The sequence below is a fragment of the Nonomuraea fuscirosea genome, assembly GCF_003001935.1.
Lineage (GTDB): Bacteria > Actinomycetota > Actinomycetes > Streptosporangiales > Streptosporangiaceae > Nonomuraea > Nonomuraea fuscirosea.
Genome location: NZ_PVNG01000001.1, coordinates 187245 through 204811 on the forward strand (window position 1 = coordinate 187245; position 17567 = coordinate 204811).

Genomic DNA, 17567 nt, shown 5'->3' on the forward strand with positions numbered 1-17567 from the left:
TTGCCTCTCCGCCAGCCCGGCGGCGAGGGTGTTCCTGATCGTTCGTCCGGCGGCTTGGTTATCGCCACCGCCGAACAGATTAACGGATCGTGCCGTGTCGCGCGGCCTTTTGACGCCGGTTCGCCTGACGGCGAATCGGCTGCCTCTGTCCTGCTCCGCAGGGGTCCGATTCCTCCCCCGCCTGAAGGCGGGGGTTTTCTCGGAGGTATCTGATGAAGGACGAGGCACAGGTCATCGTCATCGGCGCGGGCCCGGTCGGGCAGAGCGCCGCGCTGCTGCTGGCCCGCTGGGGCATTCAGGTGCTGGTGCTCGACCAGCGGCCGGGCCGGGCCCGCGGCGGCTCGAAGTCCATCTGCCAGCAGCGCGACGTGCTCGACATCTGGGCCGCCGCCGGGGCGGGCAAGGTGGCCGAGGAGGGGCTGGCCTGGACCACGGCCCGCACCTACCACCGCGACCGCGAGCTGTTCTCCTGGACGTTCGAGCGCGAGGGGCCGCTGCCGGCCTGCGTGAACATCTCCCAGAGCCGCACCGAGCAGATCCTGGACGAGGCCATCGCCGCCCAGCCGCTCATCGAGGTGCGCTGGGAGCACGAGGTGACCGGCCTGACCCAGGACGCCACCGGCGTCACCGTGCGCTGCGGGCAGCGGCTGCTGCGCGCCCCCTACGTGCTGGCCTGCGCGGGGGCCAGGGCGCAGGCGCTGCGGGGCGCGCTCGGGGTCGCCTTCACCGGGGAGACGTACGAGGACCAGTTCCTCATCTGCGACATCAAGGCCGACCTGCCGGGCTGGGAGAACGAGCGGCGCTTCTACTTCGACCCGATCTGGAACCCGGGCAGGCAGGTGCTCATCCATCCGTGCCCCGGCGGCACGTACCGGATCGACTGGCAGATCGCGCCCGACTTCATCCCGGCCGACGCCGACATCGCGCGCAAGATCCGGCAGGTCGTCGGGGACCGGCCGTACGAGCTGCTGTGGCACAGCACCTACCGCTTCCACTCGCGGGTCGCCTCCCGGATGCGCGTCGGCCGGGTGCTGCTGGCGGGCGACTGCGCCCACCTGGTGGCGCCGTTCGGGGCGCGGGGGCTCAACTCCGGCGTGCCCGACGCCGAGAACGCGGCCTGGAAGCTGGCCTTCGTGCTCAACGGGTGGGCGGGGGAGGAGCTGCTGGAGTCGTATCACGCGGAACGGCACGCGGCGGCCCTGGAGAACCTGGAGGTGACGACCGCGACCATGCGCTTCCTCGCGCCGGCGAGTGTGGAGGAGCGCATGCGGCGGCGGGCCGCGCTGGAGGGCGGGCGGGTGGCCGAGGTCGACTCGGGCCGCTTCGCCGAGCCCTTCTGGTACGCCGACTCACCGCTCACCACGCCCGAGCCGTCGCGGCCCTTCCTGGGCCGGCCGCCGAAGGGCGCGCTGTGCCCGCCCGCGCCGGGCGTCATCCTGCCCGACGTCCTGGTGCCCGGGGGGAGGTTGCGGCAGTTCACACGGGATGGATTTCTCGTGCTATTGGGTGATATGTGCGATTCGAGTTTGTTTGTGCAGGTCCTGGGCAAGGTCATGAGGGCGCCGCTCGCCGTACGCGGGCTCGCGGAGATGGACGGGACAGGCTCGCTCGCTGAGAGGCTCGGCGCGGGGCCCGATGAGGCATGGCTCATCAGGCCCGACTCCCATATCGCCGCGATCATCCCCCATGCGGGGCCTGAGCCGGTGGCGGCCGCCATGAGCCGCGCGATCGGCGGCTCGCCTGACATGTGACCCCCAAGAGGAGGACTGCGTGAGTGGCCGTAGCTCGTTTCTGATCGTGGCGAACCGGTTGCCCGTCGACCGGACGCTCGCGCCTGACGGAACGGCCTCGTGGCGCAGGAGCCCCGGAGGACTCGTCACCGCGATAGCCCCGGTGATGCAGCGCCGTCACGGAGCCTGGGCCGGCTGGCACGGAGCGCCCGACGAGAAGCTCGCGCCGTTCGAGCAGGACGGCATGAGCCTCATCCCGGTGCCGCTGTCGGCCAGTGAGGTGGAGCTCTACTACGAGGGCTTCTCCAACGCCACCCTGTGGCCGCTCTACCACGACGTGGTGGCCACGCCGGTGTTCGACAGGAAGATGTGGGACACCTACCGGATGGTCAACCAGCGCTTCGCCGAGGCCGCCGCGGAGGCGGCCGACGAGGGCGCGGTCGTGTGGGTACAGGACTACCAGCTCCAGCTCGTGCCCGCCATGCTCCGCAGGTTGCGGCCCGACCTGCGGATCGGGTTCTTCCTGCACATCCCGTTCCCGCCGACGGAGCTGTTCTGGCGGCTGCCGTGGCGCAAGGAACTGGTCGAAGGGCTGCTCGGCGCCGACCTCGTCGGCTTCCAGCTGCCCGGCGGCGCGTCCAACTTCCGCCGGCTGTGCCGCCGGCTGCTCGGGCTGCCGTACAAGGGGAACGAGATCTTCCTCGACGACCGGATCGTGACCACGCAGGCGTTCCCGATCTCCGTGGACTTCGCGCAGCTCGACTCCCTCGTCCGCGAGCCGCACATCGTGGCGCGGGCCAAGGAGATCAGGATGGAGCTCGGCGACCCCGAGCACGTGCTGCTCGGCGTGGACCGGCTCGACTACACCAAGGGCATCGGGCAGCGGCTGGAGGCCTTCGGCGAGCTGCTCAACGACGGGCGGCTGCGGCCCGGCGAGGCCGTGTTCGTGCAGATCGCCACGCCCAGCAGGGAGCGGGTGGACGAGTACCGGCGGCTGCGCGACGACATCGAGCTGCAGGTGGGCCGGATCAACGGCGAGCACGCCCAGCTCGGCTACCAGCCGGTGTGGTACTTCCACCAGTCCTACAACCACGAGGAGCTGGCCGCGCTCTACCTCGCCGCCGACGTCATGGTCGTCACGCCGCTGCGCGACGGCATGAACCTGGTGGCCAAGGAGTACGTCTCCTGCCACCACGACCTGCACGGCGGGCTGGTGCTCAGTGAGTTCACCGGGGCCGCCGACGAGTTGCGGCAGGCCTACCTGGTCAATCCTTACGACGTGGAGGACGTCAAGCGCCAGATGCTGACGGCGATGCGGGCCACGCCGCACGAGCTGGCCCGGCGCATGCGCACGATGCGCCGCCGGGTCGCCACCTACGACGTGGACCGCTGGGCGAGCGAGTTTCTCACTGCCCTGGAGTCACCTGCCGCAGAGCCTTCCACGCGTCGTAGCGCTTCTTGGCGGTCCGGTTGACCACGATCTGCGCCACCGACATGCCCACACCCATGACGACGGCGTAACCGATCGCCTCGCCCATGCTGACCTCGGGCGATTCCGTGTCGATGGGCGGCTCCTTGCCGGTCGCCTTCTTCCAGGCGAACGCGAGGATCTTCCGCGCCCCCCAAGCGGTCACCAGCCCCACCAGGCCGCCCACGACACGCCAGGCGATATCGGGCTTGTCCTCCGCCATGTCGATCTCCCTTCCCCTTTGTAACGAACCCTAGTCTGTACCGCTGGCCGCGCCCGCGAAGCCGTACCATAAGGAGGCATGACTCAACAGCGACTACGCCGTCCCTCCATGCCCCAGAAGCCGACTCTCGACGGCCTGGAGCAGGTATGGGTAGCTCGCTGGGAGGAAGAGGGCACCTACCGCTTCGACCGGTCCAGGCCGCGCGAGCAGGTCTACGCCATCGACACGCCGCCGCCGACGGTCTCCGGCTCGCTGCACGTCGGTCATGTCTTCTCCTTCACCCACACCGACATCATGGCCCGCTACCAGCGGATGATCGGCAAAGCGGTCTTCTACCCCATCGGCTGGGACGACAACGGCCTGCCCACCGAGCGCCGCGTGCAGAACGTCTACGGCGTGCGCTGCGATCCCTCGCTGCCCTACGACCCCGGCTTCACACCGCCCGACAAGCCCGGCAAGCGAGACATCTCCATCTCGCGGCGCAACTTCGTCGAGCTGTGCCAGCAGCTGACCGCCATCGACGAGCAGGCCTTCGAGGAGGTCTGGCGGCGGGTCGGGCTGTCGGTCGACTGGTCGCTGCTCTACACCACGATCAGCGACGAGTCGCGGGCGGTTTCCCAGCGGGCGTTCCTGCGCAACCTGCTGCGCGGCGAGGCCTACCTCGCCGAGGCGCCGACCCTGTGGGACGTCAGCTTCCGCACCGCCGTGGCCCAGGCCGAGCTGGAGGACCGCGAGTGGCCCGGCGCCTTCCACAAGATCTCCTTCTACGGTGAGAAGGGCCCGGTCTACATCGAGACCACCAGGCCCGAGCTCATCCCCGCCTGCGTCGCGCTGGTCGCCCATCCCGACGACGAGCGCTACCAGGAGCTGTTCGGCACCTCGGTGCTGACGCCGCTGTTCGGGGTCGAGGTGCCGGTGCTGGCCCACCGCCTGGCCGAGCCCGACAAGGGCACCGGCATCGCGATGATCTGCACCTTCGGCGACATCACCGACGTCACCTGGTGGCGTGAGCTGCACCTGCCGACCCGGCCGGTCATCGGCTGGGACGGGCGGCTGCTGCCCGAGCCGCCGGACGGCGTGGAGGTGGAGCCGTACAAGGAGCTGGCCGGCAAGACGGTCCACAGCGCCCGCGAGCGCATCGTGGAGCTGCTGCGCGAGTCCGGCGACCTTGAAGGCGAGCCCCGGCCCGTGCAGCGCACGGTGAAATTTTACGAAAAGGGCGACAAACCGCTGGAGATCGTCACCACCCGCCAGTGGTACATCCGCAACGGCGGTCGGGATGAGGAGCTGCGCCGGCGGCTGCTGGAGCGCGGGCGCGAGCTGACCTGGCACCCGCCGCACATGTGGGTCCGCTACGACAACTGGGTCGAAGGGCTCACCGGCGACTGGCTCATCTCCCGCCAGCGCTTCTTCGGCGTGCCGTTCCCGGTGTGGTATCCGATCGACGAGTCGGGGCAGCCCGTCCACGACGCGCCGATCCTGCCCACCGAGGACATGCTGCCCGTGGAGCCGTCCTCCGACGTGCCCCCCGGCTACACCGAGGACCAGCGCGGCGTGCCCGGCGGCTTCATGGCCGACCCCGACGTCATGGACACCTGGGCCACCTCGTCGCTGACCCCGCAGATCGCGGGCCGCTGGGGCAGCGACGACGACCTGTTCCGGCGGGTCTTCCCCGCCGACCTGCGGCCGCAGGCCCACGAGATCATCCGCACCTGGCTGTTCTCGACCGTGGTGCGGGCCCACTACGAGTTCGGCTCGCTGCCGTGGAGCGACGTGGCCATCTCGGGGTGGATCCTCGACCCCGACCGCAAGAAGATGTCCAAGTCCAAGGGCAACGTGGTCACCCCGATCGACCTGCTGGAGCAGCACGGCTCCGACGCCGTGCGCTACTGGGCGGCCAACGGGCGCTACGGCGTCGACACCACCTTCGACACCGGGCAGCTCAAGGTCGGGCGGCGGCTGGCCATCAAGATCCTCAACGCGTCGAAGTTCGTGCTGGGGCTGGCCGCCGACGGCGCCTCGGACGGCGCTTCAGCCTCGGACGGCGGCGCTGCCGTGGTCACCGAGGCGCTGGACCGGGCGATGCTGGCGGCGCTGGCCGACGTCGTCAAGGAGGCGACGGAGGCGTTCGAGGGTTACGACCACACCCGGGCGATCGAGGCCGTCGAGCGCTTCTTCTGGGCGTTCTGCGACGACTACCTGGAGCTGGTCAAGGCGCGGGCGTACGAGTCCGGCCCCGCCTCCGCCTCGGCCCACGCGGCGCTGCGGCAGGCCCTCGACGTGCTGCTGCGGCTGTTCGCGCCGTTCCTGCCGTTCGTGACCGAAGAGGTGTGGTCGTGGTGGCGCGACGGCTCCGTCCACCACACCTCCTGGCCGGCCGTGGAACGCGGCACCGGCGACCCGGCGGTGCTGAGCGTGGCCTCCGAGGTGCTCGGCCAGGTGCGCAAGGCCAAGTCGGAGGCCAAGCTGTCGATGCGGGCCGAGGTCTCGCGGCTGACCGTGTGGGCTCCGGACGCCGGGCTGGTCCGGCAGGCGCAGGACGATCTGTGCGCGGCGGGGAACGTCGAGGAGTTCGTCCTGGAGCAGGGTGACACGTTCAAGGTCGAGGTCCACCTGGACTGACCGATGCGCCCGGCCGGGCCTCCTCAGCGGGGTTCGCCCGGCCGGGCGTCAGGTCTCTTCGGTGCGGTGCAGGGCCACGAGCAGCGCGTACGCGTGCCCGTCCGGTGCCGGCACGCGGGCGCGGAAGTCGTCCAGCACCTCCCGCAGCCGCCGGCGCAGCTCGGCGTGCCCCTCGGGTGTGAGCCGGAGCGCCAGCCGGTCGAAGTCGCCCTCCTCGACGTGCTCCGACCGTCTCGTCTGCGCCACGAAGGCGTCAAGGAGCTCGGCGTTCGCGCCCGTGACGCCGCTGTCGCGGACGTCCATCTCCCACGACTTGCCGGTGGCCCGGTAGGGGATCTCGGTGGAGCCGCGCGGGCCGGGGCGGCTCGGCTCGGCCGCCAGGAAGCCGGTCTCGACCAGCTTGCGTACGTGGTGCAGGGTCGTGGCGGGGTTGGCGTCCAGCAGGCCGGCGATCTCCTTGTTCGTGAGTGCTCGGTCGAGGCAGAGCCGCAGGATGCGCAACCGTACGGAGGAGGCCAGCGCGCGGGCCTCTGCCTCGGTGGCGGGGCGGCGGTGGGTGCCCATGGCAGGTCACCCTATAACCGGTCGATTCCTACCGATCAGTGGCGAACGGGACTCGGCCGGCACATCCGCAGGTCACCGGACATGCCACGCCGGAGCCGGCCCGATCGCGTTCCGGAGCCCGACCGATCGTGTTCCGGAGCCGGCCCGATCGCGTTCGGGATCCCGACCGGTCGTGGGCAGGAGCCCGTTCCGTCCCCGTCGTGTCTTCTAGTAGTCGCACACCCCCGTCGGGAAGATCTGCTTCAGGCGGGCCCGCTGGTCGGCCGTGGGCCGCCAGGAGCCGTACAGGCCGCGCGCGACGGCACGGTCGACCGGCTGCAGGCGGCACTTGTAGACGCCGCCCTCGATCGGGCCGCCCGCCACGATCCGCGTGGTCGAGTACAGGGGGAAGCGCCGCGTGCAGGCGCCGGGGGAGCGGCGGTCGAGCACGCCGTCCCAGACGCGCGGGCCGGCCGCGATCTGGGTGCCGTCGGTGGCGAAGCAGCGGTCCACGGCCTGGGGCGGCTTGTTGCCGACGACCCCGCGGCGCGGATGCCGCCTGATGTTGGCCATCCACTCGTCGATCACCCGCAGCGCCTCGGGCGTCTGGTCGAACTTCGGCCCGTCCGGGCGGGCGTCGGTGAACCAGATGACCTGGTTGCCCGCCGATCCGTCGTGGTCCAGCATGCGCTTCCTGGAGGCGAACGACTGGTGCGCGTTGTGCATGTCGAGCTGGTCCTCCAGGTAGTGACGCCAGTCGATCACCGGAAGGTCGATGTCGCCGCGGAACACCAGGCCGCTGCGCTCCACGTTCCTGATCGCCACGGGATCGCCGGTCCGCCTCGGGGCCGGGTCGCCGAGGTTCATGTTGCGGGCGCTCCACGGGTCGGGGTCGGCCGGGCAGGCGGACCGGACGAACGGGCAGCCCTCCTGCACCATGTCGGCCGACTCCTTCCACGAGCCGGCCGCCGCGTTGACCTCCAGGAACTCCTCCGGCGTGACGACGCCGTCCACGAGCGCCTTCAGCCCGTACTGGACGCCCACGTTGTCCCAGGTCGAACGGGCGTAGCCGGTGGCGTCCACGCCGTAGACGTGCTTGAGGTCGTCCCAGTGCGTCCAGTGCACGGTGTCCTTGACGCCCGGCGGGTCCATCCGCTGCCACTCGGGGTCGTCGTTGGAGGTCCACAGCGGGTTCATGGACAGCGGGGTCAGGCCGCGCCAGCCGTTGACGCACTCGTCGGAGCCGGGCCGGCCGGTGTACGGGTTGGCCACGGTGTCGCTGGCGTTCATGCCGATCAGGGCCGTCCTGTCGTCCCACTTCGCCCAGCGGGGCGTGCGGTCCATGTAGCGTTCGAGCAGCTCGCAGTCGCCCACGTGGATGGTCTGGGTGACCATGTCCGGATAGGAGTACTGCGGGATGGCGGCGTCGATCACCCTCGTGCCGTGGTTCTGGGCGTAGACGTACTGCTGGATCGCGCCGCCGGAGGCGCCGACGCCGACCGTGTACAGCGGGCGGCCGTGCCGTTCGATGAAGCGCTCCTTGACCATCAGGGCCGTCTCGCCGCCCAGGATCAGGTTGTAGTGGGTGGAGGTGCGGGTGCCCGAGGAGTGCAGGATCGCGTACCCCTTGCCCAGCCCGTACGGGTCGAGGGCGGCGCTGCCCGGCGTGCCCTGGTCGTGGCCGATCGCGACGCCGCCGTCGAAGCGGTAGATCGCCCTGCCGTTCCAGCCGTTCTCCAGCATCGCGATCGAGTAGATGAAGCGGTTGACGACGCCGCGCTCCCGCCTGACCACGAAGTCCACCGTCCGGCCGTCCAGCAGCGTGGTCGTCGCCAGGTCGGCGGGGCGTCCGTCCGGCATCGGCTTGTACGTGCCGTCCGTCGAGCGGTACAGCCGATCCTGCACCACCGGCGCGAAGCAGTCCCTGCTCCAGCCGCCGCTGACGCGCATGCCCTGGCCGTCCTGGTTGTCCGCGACCGGCGGTCCCAGCCCGCTTCGTTCCGTCTTGCATAAGAACGGGTACTGGTGCGGGCCCGAGAAGATCGGCCCCTGGGCCGGGTGGTTGCGCACCCGCAGGCTGCGCAGGTGCGGCCAGGCCACCGCGGTGATCGTGTTGTCCCCGTCCCGCAGGCCCGTCACCAGGCCCGTCAGCCCGTCCTCCGTCCGCTGGAAGACCGAGGTGACGTCGTCGCCGTTACGCAGCACCTTGAGCTTCGCGCCGCGAGGCTGGCGGACCCTGACCAGGGCGTCGCCGCCGGTGACCTGGTCGGCGGCGCTGGAGAGCACCTCCAACGCCAGGTCGGCGCCGGAGGCGTACGCGGGGGCGGGGGCGGCGAGGAGGGACGCCAGCACGGTGAGGACCACCACAGCCTTCATGCGCTCGACGGTGCCACGCACCCCGCCCCTTGCCCAGACCCGATCTCACCCGACAAACCGATCAATGTGAACGGGAGCCGCGGGCCGCGCGGTTACGCTCTGAGCTGCCCGGCCCGTTATCCGCGCGCATCCGGCCCCCGAACATGCCAGTCTTGAACACGTGCTGCCCGACCCACCGACCAAGCTCGTGCCACCCGTCCTGGCCAGGACGGCCGCGTGGTGCGCATGCCTGATCCTCATCGGCGTGGTCGTCAACTACTTCGTCCAGGCCATCGCCGCCCTCTCCTTCGTGGCCCTGCCGGTGGCGATCGCGCTCCTGCTCACGGCCCTGCTGTTCCCGCTGACCAGAAGCCTGCGCGACGCGGGCATGCGTCCCATCTACGCGACCTGGATCACCATGCTGGTGGCCCTGGCCGTGCTCACCGGCACGGGCTGGCTCGTCGGGGCGCGGGCCAGCGAGGAGTTCCCCAACCTGGTCAGACAGGTCCAGCAGACCGCGCGGACCGTGCAGGAGTGGCTGATCACGGGCCCGCTGCACCTGCGCGAAGCGCAGATCACCGACTACGTCGACGAGATCGCGGCCCTGGTCAACGCGCAGCGCACGGCCATCACCGGCACCGTGCTGTCCGCCGGCGCGGTGGCCGTCGAGGTGCTGGCGTCGATCGTGCTGCTCCTGTTCGTGACGTTCTTCCTGCTCAAGGACGGCGACCGGATCTGGTCGTGGTTCCTGCGCGCGTTCGGCAGGGTCGCACCGCGCGTCGACCGGGCCGGCCGGGCCGCGTGGACCACGCTCTCCCACTACGTCCAGGGCACCGTGGCGGTCGCGGCCGTGCACGGTCTGATCATGGGCATCGTGCTGGCCGGCATGGGGGTCCCGCTGTGGGCGCCCCTGGCCGTGCTGATCTTCTTCGCCAGTTTCATCCCCATCGTCGGCATCTTCTTCGCCGGCACGGTCGCGACCCTGGTCACCCTGGGCGCCAAGGGCCTCGTCTACGCGCTGATCTTCCTCGGCATCCTCGTCGTGGAGCAGCAACTGGAAAACCACGTGCTGCAGCCGCTGATCGTCGGGCGGGCGCTCAACTTCCATCCGCTGGCCATCATCCTGGTCCTGGCGGTGGGCGGCATCCTGGCCGGCATCGCGGGAGCCGCCGTGGCCGTCCCGGTGGCGGCGGTCATCTACCGAGCGATCCCCGAACTGAGACACAAACCCCGCGCCCTGCCCCCCGGCCCCGACGACCACCCTCCGGACGGCCCCCCACCACCACCACCACCCGGCCCTCCGGACGACGGCCCAGATCTTCGCGGTGAGGAACGCCCGTGGCGCACCGACCACAGCGCTCCACAGGCTGACGACCGCCCGCCACGAGAGGAAGAACCACCGGCACGCGACGACAGGGCCCCGTAGCGCGGGGGCCGGCTGCCGCTGGGTGACGGGCGGCCGGTCTGCCATGCTCGGGTCGTGACTGATGTGGATCTCGCCCGCCGGGTTCGTGACCGTTGCCGGTTGAGTGGCCGGTTCGTGTTGCGTTCGGGACGAGTGGCCGAGGAGTACTTCGACAAGTACCGGTTCGAGGCCGATCCGGCCCTTCTCGATGAGCTGGCAGCGGGGATGGTGCCACTGGTTCCCGAAGGGACGGAGGTGCTGGCCGGCCTGGAGATGGGCGGCATCGCGGTGGTCACGGCGCTGGGCCGGCGCACCGGCCTGCCCTGCGCGTTCGTACGCAAGGCGGCGAAGTCCTACGGCACCGCCCGGCTGGCCGAGGGGGCCGACGTCGAGGGGCGGCGCCTCCTGGTCGTCGAGGACGTGGTGACCTCGGGCGGGCAGATCGCGATCTCCACCGGTCAATTGCGTGATCTAGGGGCTCGGATCGACCACGCGTTGTGCGTCATCGACCGGCAGGAAGGCGGTGCCGAGGCCCTGGCCGCGAACGGGATCCGGCTCCTGTCGCTGCTCAACCGCGAGGATCTCGAGGTGCCCGGGTAAGTACTGCTGCTCAGAATCCGGCCATCGGTACGCGTGGGGCGGCGACTGTGGACGGAGGGTGGGGCGACACGGAGTAACCTCGTCACCCGTGACGCGTTCCTCCCTCACCACCCCGCCGCCGGGCGCGAACCTGCCGGAGGCGCAGCCTGGCGCGCCGTCGCCGGGCAGCACTCTGGTCTCCCACTACGACCAGTGTTTCGCCTGCGGGCCCGCGCACCCCACGGGGCTGCATCTGACGGCGAGGACGCCCGACGGCGCCACCGTCGAGGCGGAGTTCACCGTGGGCGAGGCGCACCAGGGCGCGCCCCGGCTGGCGCACGGCGGGGTGCTGGCCACCGCCATGGACGAAGTCATCGGAATGTCCGTCTACCTGCTGCACAAGCCCTATGTGACGGGACGGCTGGAGACCGACTACCTCCTCCCTGTTCCCGTGGGCACGACACTCCACCTGCGCGCCTGGTGCAACGGCATCGCGGGCAGAAAGGCGTACCTTGAGGCTGAGGGGCGCATCGGCGCTCCAGACGGACCGGTCGCCGTCCGCGCGGCAGCGCTGTTCATCGAGGTGAACATGGAACACTTCGCCAAGCACGCCGACCTGGCCGCCACCGCCGCCGATCATCAGGACTACGAGGTGAACCCTTGAGCGACGTGGAGGTCCTCATCCAGCGGCTCGATCCCGGGCTGCCGCCGCCGTCGTACGCCCATCCGGGAGACGCCGGCGCCGACCTCTGCGCGGCCGAGGACGTGGAGCTGATGCCCGGTGAGCGGGCCGTCGTCGGCACCGGGGTGGCGATCGCCCTGCCCGAGGGGTACGCGGCGTTCGTGCATCCGCGTTCCGGGCTGGCGGCGCGGCACGGCGTCACGCTGGTCAACGCGCCCGGCACGGTCGACGCCGGATACCGGGGCGAGATCAAGGTGACGGTGATCAACACCGACGCCAAGGAGTCGTTCAGCCTGCGGCGCGGGGACCGGGTGGCGCAGCTCGTGATCCAGCGGGTGGAACACGCGGCCTTCACCGAGACCGAGCGCCTGCCGTCGTCCGCGCGCGGCGCCAACGGCTTCGGCTCGACAGGACGCTGAGGAAGAAGTGGCACGCCGGTTCCGGGTCGCGGTGGAGGGCAGGTCCCGACGTGGACGGCTTCCGGTCACAGCGGGCCGGATGACGGTGAGGGCCGGCCGGGCGGGCCCGGCAGGCATAGGGCCGGGTGCTCGGCAGGCACGGGCCGGGGAACCGGCGGTACGGACATCAGGCCGGGTGACCGGTCGCACGGACATGAGGCCGGGTGACCGGCCGTACGGACATGAGGCCGGGTGACCGGCCGTACGGACATGAGGCCGGGTGACCGGCCGTACGGACATGAGGCCGGGTGACCGGCCGTACGGACATGAGGCCGGGTGACCGGCCGTACGGACATGAGGCCGGGTGACCGGCCGTACGGACATGAGGCCGGGTGACCGGCCGTACGGACATGAGGGCCGGGGAGCCGGTCCGAGGAGCAGGGAGAGTGAGGAACGTGTTCCGACGTCGTCGTCGTGAGCAGCCGGAGCAGGTGGGCGAGCAGGAGTCGGCCGCCCCCACGCGCGAGTCCGGCCCGTGGGACGCCGACGAGCCCCACCCGGAGTCCGACCGGATCGATCTGGGCGGTCTCCGGCTGCCGCACAACGCGGACTTCGACGTGCGGCTGGCCTCCGTGGGAGACCAGCACGTCGGCGTGGTCGTCCTGTACGAGGACAGCTCGCTCCAGCTGCAGGCGCTGGCCGCGCCGCGCAGCTCCGGCCTGTGGGACGAGATCAAGACGAAGATCCAGACCCAGGTCAAGGACCTGGAGGAGCGGGAGGGGCCGTTCGGCAGCGAGCTGGTCGGCGAGCTGCGGACCGACGGGGAGACCCGGCCGGCCCGCTATCTCGGCGTCGACGGCCCGCGCTGGTTCCTGCTGGCGGTGATCGCCGGCAAGGCGGCGGTCGATGAGAGCGTCGCCGAGGCGTACATCGACTTCATCAAGGACGTCGTGGTCGTGCGCGGGGACGAGCCGATGGCGCGGGAGGAGCCGATTCCGCTGCGCCGGCCCAACGAGCAGCAGGGCGGCGAGGGCGACGAGCGGCCGGGGCTCAACCCGTTCAAACGAGGACCTGAAATCAGTGAGATTCGCTGAGGGCCGATATCACATAGGCTGAACCATCATGAGTACGGCAGAGCCCCCCAAACGCGGGGGATTGCGTGGGTTCTTCAGTCGGCTGGCCACCAGTCAGTCCGAGATCGAGGCCCAGGAGCTGCGGGAGGACGCCGACGAGGTCGGCGCGACCCCGATCGTCTCGTGTGGCGGGCGCCGCCGCTTCTGTGTGGCGGGTACGCTACGTACGGTGACATTGCGCCCGAGGGGCGGCGCCCCGGCTCTGGAGGCCGAGCTCTACGACGGGTCGGACGTGATCGACCTGGTCTGGCTCGGCCGCCGCAAGATCGCCGGCATCGAGCCCGGCCGCACGGTCAAGGCCGAGGGCCTGGTCAGCATGCAGGACGGGCGCAAGGTGATGTTCAATCCGCGTTACGAGCTGCGCCCAGGGAGTTGATCAGGTGAGTGCTGAGGCTGAAGAGGTCGCCCACGACACCGTCGAGGCGGCGGTGCGAGCTCAGCTCGCCAAGGCCTTCGGCGGGGTGCGCGGCATCATCGAGGCGGCGGTCCCGACGATCGCCTTCACGTTGTCGTGGATCCTGTCCGAGGACCTGAAGCTGTCGCTCATCATCAGCGTCACCCTGTCGGTGCTGCTGCTGCTCGTACGGATCATCCAGCGGTCCACGCCGCAGTTCGTGATCAACAGCCTGATCGGCATCGCGATCGGGGCGTTCTTCGCCAGCCGCACTGGTGACGCGAAAGACTACTTCCTGCCCGGCATCCTGTGGAATGCCGCGTACATGGTGGGAATGCTCATCTCGGTCGTCGCCCGGTGGCCGGTCGTGGGCTTCCTGATCGGCTCGGTCACCGGTGACCCGACCGCCTGGCACAAGGACCCCGGCATCGTGCGGCTGTGCACGCGGCTGACCTGGCTGCTCATGCTGCCGTGCGCGGTGCGGGTGGCGGTGCAGGGGCCGGTCTACCTGTTCGGCGGCGGTGACGAGGCGGTGGCGGCGCTCGGGTTCGCCAAGATCGTGATGGGCTGGCCGCTCCAGGTGGCCGCGCTGGGCGCCATGCTGTGGCTGCTCGGCCGGGGCCGCACCCCGATCAAGCCTCCGGTCGCACCCGCCTGACACCACACCACACCCGGCCCCCGCGGTAGAAGGTCGTGGGTCGGAGTCTGTGGGTCAGCGGTCCTGGTGGTCGGGGTCGAAGGCGGTGGGTTCCGCCGGCAGGGTGTAGCGCTCGCTGATGAGGTCGGCGACGCGGCGGCGGCTTTCGCGTGGTTCCAGGCCGTCCGCCTCGCTTTCCACCGCCGCCACCTCCTCCGCCAGCTCGGCGTCCCCCAGGCTCTCGCGGATCCACGCCGAGCAGTCGCAGCGCCGCAGATGATGCAGCCAGGTGTCGTCGTCCACCCCGTCGGCGAGTTCGACGAACGTGTGCAGGTTCCTGGCACGCAGCCGCAGCCGGTCCTCGGGTCCGGTGAAGTAGAAGCTCTTGTCCTTGGCCATGGTGCCCGCCGCGTACTTGCGCCGGTGCCGGGTCCGCTCGGCGCGGGCGGGCGCGAGCACGAGCCGGCGCGCGTGCCCGTCGGCGTCGTGCCACAGCGCGATGTCGCCCGCCTGCTCGCCCTCCGGTGACGCGGGCAGCGAGGGGACGTCGCGGCCACGGGCCGTGGCGAACGCGGCCAGGGTGTTCCGCGGCTCCTTGCCCACCGCGATCGTGCTGGTCACCAGCCGGAGCGCGTCGGGGCTGAGCGCGTCGGGATGCACGGTGATCATCAGCAGCGCGCCGAGGTCGCCGGGATGCCGCAGCGGTACGTCGCGTACCTCGGCGGGCATCAGGTGGTGCGCCTCGTCGAGCACCAGCCAGTGCGGATGCCCCAGCTTGGCCCGCAGCCCGGTCAGGCGGGGGAGCAACTCGGCGAAGTACGCCGGCCGGTCGCGCAGCTGCTGCCCGATCAGGTTGACGACGACGCTGTGATCGGGCTGCTCCAGCACGTGCAGCACCTCCTCCATGCCGGGCACCCGGTCCGGGTCGCCGAGCACGGTGACGCCCGGATGCTCCGCGTAGTCGCCCTCCGGGTCCACGATGACGCACTGGTAGCCGTCGCCGACGAGCCGTTCGAGCAGCGCCGTGGTGACCGTGGACTTGCCGCTGCCGGACGGCCCCGCCACCAGCAGCCCCATCCCGTACGTGGGCAGTCGCACCTCCTCGCCGTCCGCGTGCCCGAGCAGGACGTGATGGCGCGGGATCTCCATCGCGTCCAGGTCGCCCGCCAGCAACCGGCCGGCCAGTTGACCGACGCCGTGCCCGTCGGGTTCGTCGAGGGAGAGGTCGCAGGCGTCCTTGAGGGCGGGCAGCGCGTTGGCGACGGCGGCCCCGCACTCGGCGGCGGCCAGAAAGGCGTGGTCGTTCTCGCCGTCGCCGACCGCGACCACGCCGTGCCGCGACAGGGACAGCCGGTCGAGGACGGCGGTCATGCCGCTGGCCTTGTTCACGCCGGGAGGCAGCACCATGACGGCGCCCTTGTTGTAGATGACCTGCAGCTCCAGGCCCAGCTCGCGGATCGCCGCCAGGACCTGGACGTCGTGCGGCTCGCGGGTGGCGATCAGCACCTGACCGACCCCGAGCGGATGCACACCCTGCTCGCGCAGCCGGTCGGCCAGCTCGGCCGGCGGGGGAGCGGCCAGGGCGTCGCAGGTGCGCTGGCGCGGGTCGTACAGCAGGCCGCCGTTCTCGGCAACGATCAGGTCGAACAGGGCGGGATGCGGGAAGACGGACAGGAGGTCGTCGAGCTGGCGCCCGGTGACGAGCAGCAGCTTGAACCCGGCGCGGGACAGCCGCTCCAGCGCCTTGATCGTCTCCTCCGCGACCTCGCCGCCCTTCGCCAGGGTCTCGTCGTAGTCGCAGGCCAGCACGTTGTAGCGCATGATCCTGCCCTACCCGGCAGGAGCGGGGGATCCGGTCGCGCGGGTGAATGCGAGGCGAACTTTGACCGGCGGCAGCCCAGCGTCGAGCGGGTCCCAGGCCGCGGGGCCGACCCAGGACCGGGCGGGTCCTAGGCTTTCTGCCATGACCATCATGCACGTTCCCGGCTCGAAGTCCGTCACCGCCCGTGCTCTGTTCCTCGCCGCCGCCGCCGGCGGCACGACCGTGCTGCGCCGGCCGCTGGTCTCCGACGACACGGAAGGCTTCGCGGAGGGCTTGATCGCGCTCGGCTACCGCGTGGAGCGCGGGCCGGAGGCGTGGACGATCGAGGGGCGTCCCGAGGGGCCGGCGGTGGCGGAGGCGGAGGTGTTCTGCCGCGACGGCGCCACCACCGCGCGGTTCCTGCCCGCGCTCGTCGCGGCCGGCCGAGGCGTCTTCCGTTTCGACGCCTCCGCCCAGATGCGGCGCCGCCCGCTCGGGCCCCTCACGCGGGCGCTGCGCGAGCTCGGGGTGGATCTGACGCACGAGGGCGAGGAGGGTCACCATCCGCTGACCGTGCGGGCCGGCGGGATCAAGGGCGGCCGGATCACGCTGGACGCCGGGCTGTCGTCGCAGTTCCTGACCGCGTTGCTGCTCGTCGGGCCGCTCACCTCCGAAGGGCTGGAGATCACGGTGACCGACCTGGTGTCGGCGCCGTACGTGGAGATCACCCTGGCGATGATGCGCGGCTTCGGGGTCGAGGTGCGGCGTGAGGGTGACGCGTTCGTCGTGCCCGCGCGGCCGTACACGGCGGTGGCCGGCTACGCGGTCGAGCCGGACGCCTCCACCGCGAGCTACCCGCTCGCCGCCGCCGCGCTCACCGGCAACAGCGTCACCATCCCCGGGCTGGGCTCCGGCGCGATGCAGGGCGACGTGCGCTTCGCCGAGGTCCTGCGGCGGATGGGCGCGGACGTCGACCTGTCGCACGACGCGGTGACGGTCACCGGTACGGGCACGTTGCGGGGGCTGACGGTCAACATGCGTGACATCTCCGACACCGTCCCGACGCTGGCCGCCATCGCCCCGTTCGCCGACGGCCCCGTACGGATCGAGGACGTCCACAACATCAGGGTCAAGGAGTGCGACCGGCTGGAGGCGTGCGCCGAGAACCTGCGCCGCCTCGGCATCGAGGTGGGCACGGGCCGCGACTGGATCGAGATCCGGCCGGGAACGCCCCGGCTGGCCGAGATCGCCTGCCACGGCGACCACCGCATCGCGATGTCGTTCGCCGTGGCGGGGCTGCGCACCCCGGGGGTCACCCTGGACGACCCGGGATGCGTGAAGAAGACGTTCCCCGGCTTCCACGAGGCCCTGGCAGGACTGCGGGCCGAGTGGGGCCTGGGGTAGCGAGCTCCGGAGGGAGCGGGGGCGGCGGTGAAGGGTCCCGAGCCGGACGGGCTGTGGCGAGGACCCCGGAGGGAGTGCGGGCGGCGGTAAAGAGCTCCGGGGCCGGGCGTTGCCGTCCCCAGCCGTTCGCGCGGGTAGGACGGCTGGTGCACGGTCACTTCAGCTCATATCGAGGCCCACCATGTTGAGAAGC

At 71.1% G+C, this 17567-nt stretch carries 15 protein-coding genes; 11 read left to right on the plus strand and 4 right to left on the minus strand.

The features are described from left to right. Positions 1–212: 212 nt before the first annotated feature. Together B0I32_RS00855 and B0I32_RS00860 are read left to right on the plus strand one after the other, a co-directional pair. Positions 213–1751 carry an FAD-dependent monooxygenase gene (locus B0I32_RS00855; protein ID WP_106234066.1) on the plus strand — a complete coding sequence of 513 codons (1539 nt, stop codon included), beginning with the start codon at positions 213–215 and terminating at the stop codon, positions 1749–1751. A gap of 19 nt (positions 1752–1770) precedes the next feature. Continuing rightward, a complete protein-coding gene (locus B0I32_RS00860; protein ID WP_106234068.1) occupies positions 1771–3204 on the plus strand; it encodes an alpha,alpha-trehalose-phosphate synthase (UDP-forming) in 1434 nt (477 codons plus the stop codon). On the opposite strand, the gene B0I32_RS00865 is transcribed toward B0I32_RS00860, so the two are convergent. After that, positions 3137–3421 carry a DUF4235 domain-containing protein gene (locus B0I32_RS00865; protein ID WP_106234069.1) on the minus strand — a complete coding sequence of 95 codons (285 nt, stop codon included), beginning with the start codon at positions 3419–3421 and terminating at the stop codon, positions 3137–3139. The two genes, B0I32_RS00860 and B0I32_RS00865, sit on opposite strands and share 68 nt — an antisense overlap. A 78-nt stretch (positions 3422–3499) precedes the next feature. Between B0I32_RS00865 and valS the strand changes: the two genes are divergently transcribed. Continuing rightward, positions 3500–6043: a valine--tRNA ligase gene (gene valS, locus B0I32_RS00870; protein WP_181306886.1), complete on the plus strand. Its 2544-nt coding sequence runs from the start codon at positions 3500–3502 to the stop codon at positions 6041–6043. Positions 6044–6091: 48 nt separating this feature from the next. Here the strand turns inward: valS and B0I32_RS00875 are convergent, their stop codons facing one another. Next, positions 6092–6607, minus strand: coding sequence for an ArsR/SmtB family transcription factor (locus B0I32_RS00875; RefSeq protein WP_106234073.1), 516 nt, complete (start codon positions 6605–6607; stop codon positions 6092–6094). A gap of 207 nt (positions 6608–6814) precedes the next feature. Then, positions 6815–8962 carry a DUF6351 family protein gene (locus B0I32_RS00880; RefSeq protein WP_146177993.1) on the minus strand — a complete coding sequence of 716 codons (2148 nt, stop codon included), beginning with the start codon at positions 8960–8962 and terminating at the stop codon, positions 6815–6817. A 160-nt stretch (positions 8963–9122) separates the two neighbouring features. On the opposite strand from B0I32_RS00880, the gene B0I32_RS00885 reads away from it, so the two are divergent. From B0I32_RS00885 to B0I32_RS00915, 7 genes are all read left to right on the plus strand, one after another. After that, complete coding sequence (locus B0I32_RS00885) at positions 9123–10367, plus strand: AI-2E family transporter (protein WP_106234076.1); 1245 nt, start codon at positions 9123–9125, stop codon at positions 10365–10367. A 54-nt stretch (positions 10368–10421) separates the two neighbouring features. After that, positions 10422–10946 carry an orotate phosphoribosyltransferase gene (locus B0I32_RS00890; protein ID WP_106234077.1) on the plus strand — a complete coding sequence of 175 codons (525 nt, stop codon included), beginning with the start codon at positions 10422–10424 and terminating at the stop codon, positions 10944–10946. An 88-nt stretch (positions 10947–11034) separates the two neighbouring features. Beyond that, positions 11035–11589: a PaaI family thioesterase gene (locus tag B0I32_RS00895; protein WP_106234079.1), complete on the plus strand. Its 555-nt coding sequence runs from the start codon at positions 11035–11037 to the stop codon at positions 11587–11589. Continuing rightward, a complete protein-coding gene (gene dut, locus B0I32_RS00900; protein ID WP_106234081.1) occupies positions 11586–12026 on the plus strand; it encodes a dUTP diphosphatase in 441 nt (146 codons plus the stop codon). Before B0I32_RS00895 ends, dut begins: the two co-directional genes overlap by 4 nt. 425 nt (positions 12027–12451) lie before the next feature. Next, on the plus strand, positions 12452–13099 hold the full coding sequence (locus B0I32_RS00905) for a DUF3710 domain-containing protein (RefSeq protein ID WP_245955444.1): 648 nt from the start codon (positions 12452–12454) through the stop codon (positions 13097–13099). 28 nt (positions 13100–13127) lie between these two features. Next, positions 13128–13514, plus strand: coding sequence for an OB-fold nucleic acid binding domain-containing protein (locus B0I32_RS00910; RefSeq protein ID WP_043614113.1), 387 nt, complete (start codon positions 13128–13130; stop codon positions 13512–13514). Between the two features lie 4 nt (positions 13515–13518). Further along, the gene (locus B0I32_RS00915) at positions 13519–14190 is read left to right on the plus strand and encodes a DUF3159 domain-containing protein (protein WP_245955445.1); all 672 of its coding nucleotides are present in this window, start codon (positions 13519–13521) and stop codon (positions 14188–14190) included. Positions 14191–14244: 54 nt separating this feature from the next. Here B0I32_RS00915 and B0I32_RS00920 read toward each other — a convergent pair whose 3' ends face one another. Beyond that, entirely contained in the window at positions 14245–15990 is a 1746-nt protein-coding gene (locus tag B0I32_RS00920) for an HAD hydrolase family protein (RefSeq protein ID WP_106234084.1), read from the minus strand. 142 nt (positions 15991–16132) lie between these two features. On the opposite strand from B0I32_RS00920, the gene aroA reads away from it, so the two are divergent. Further along, a complete protein-coding gene (gene aroA, locus B0I32_RS00925; RefSeq protein WP_106234085.1) occupies positions 16133–17374 on the plus strand; it encodes a 3-phosphoshikimate 1-carboxyvinyltransferase in 1242 nt (413 codons plus the stop codon). Positions 17375–17567 lie beyond the last annotated feature (193 nt).

Excerpts from the sequence above, each read along its gene's own strand:
- B0I32_RS00855 (WP_106234066.1), top strand. The coding sequence starts at position 213 with ATGAAGGACGAGGCACAGGTCATCGTCATCGGCGCGGGCCCGGTCGGG.
- B0I32_RS00865 (WP_106234069.1), bottom strand. The coding sequence starts at position 3,421 with ATGGCGGAGGACAAGCCCGATATCGCCTGGCGTGTCGTGGGCGGCCTG.
- valS (WP_181306886.1), top strand. The coding sequence starts at position 3,500 with ATGACTCAACAGCGACTACGCCGTCCCTCCATGCCCCAGAAGCCGACT.
- B0I32_RS00875 (WP_106234073.1), bottom strand. The coding sequence starts at position 6,607 with ATGGGCACCCACCGCCGCCCCGCCACCGAGGCAGAGGCCCGCGCGCTG.
- B0I32_RS00880 (WP_146177993.1), bottom strand. The coding sequence starts at position 8,962 with ATGAAGGCTGTGGTGGTCCTCACCGTGCTGGCGTCCCTCCTCGCCGCC.
- B0I32_RS00910 (WP_043614113.1), top strand. The coding sequence starts at position 13,128 with ATGAGTACGGCAGAGCCCCCCAAACGCGGGGGATTGCGTGGGTTCTTC.
- B0I32_RS00920 (WP_106234084.1), bottom strand. The coding sequence starts at position 15,990 with ATGCGCTACAACGTGCTGGCCTGCGACTACGACGAGACCCTGGCGAAG.
- aroA (WP_106234085.1), top strand. The coding sequence starts at position 16,133 with ATGACCATCATGCACGTTCCCGGCTCGAAGTCCGTCACCGCCCGTGCT.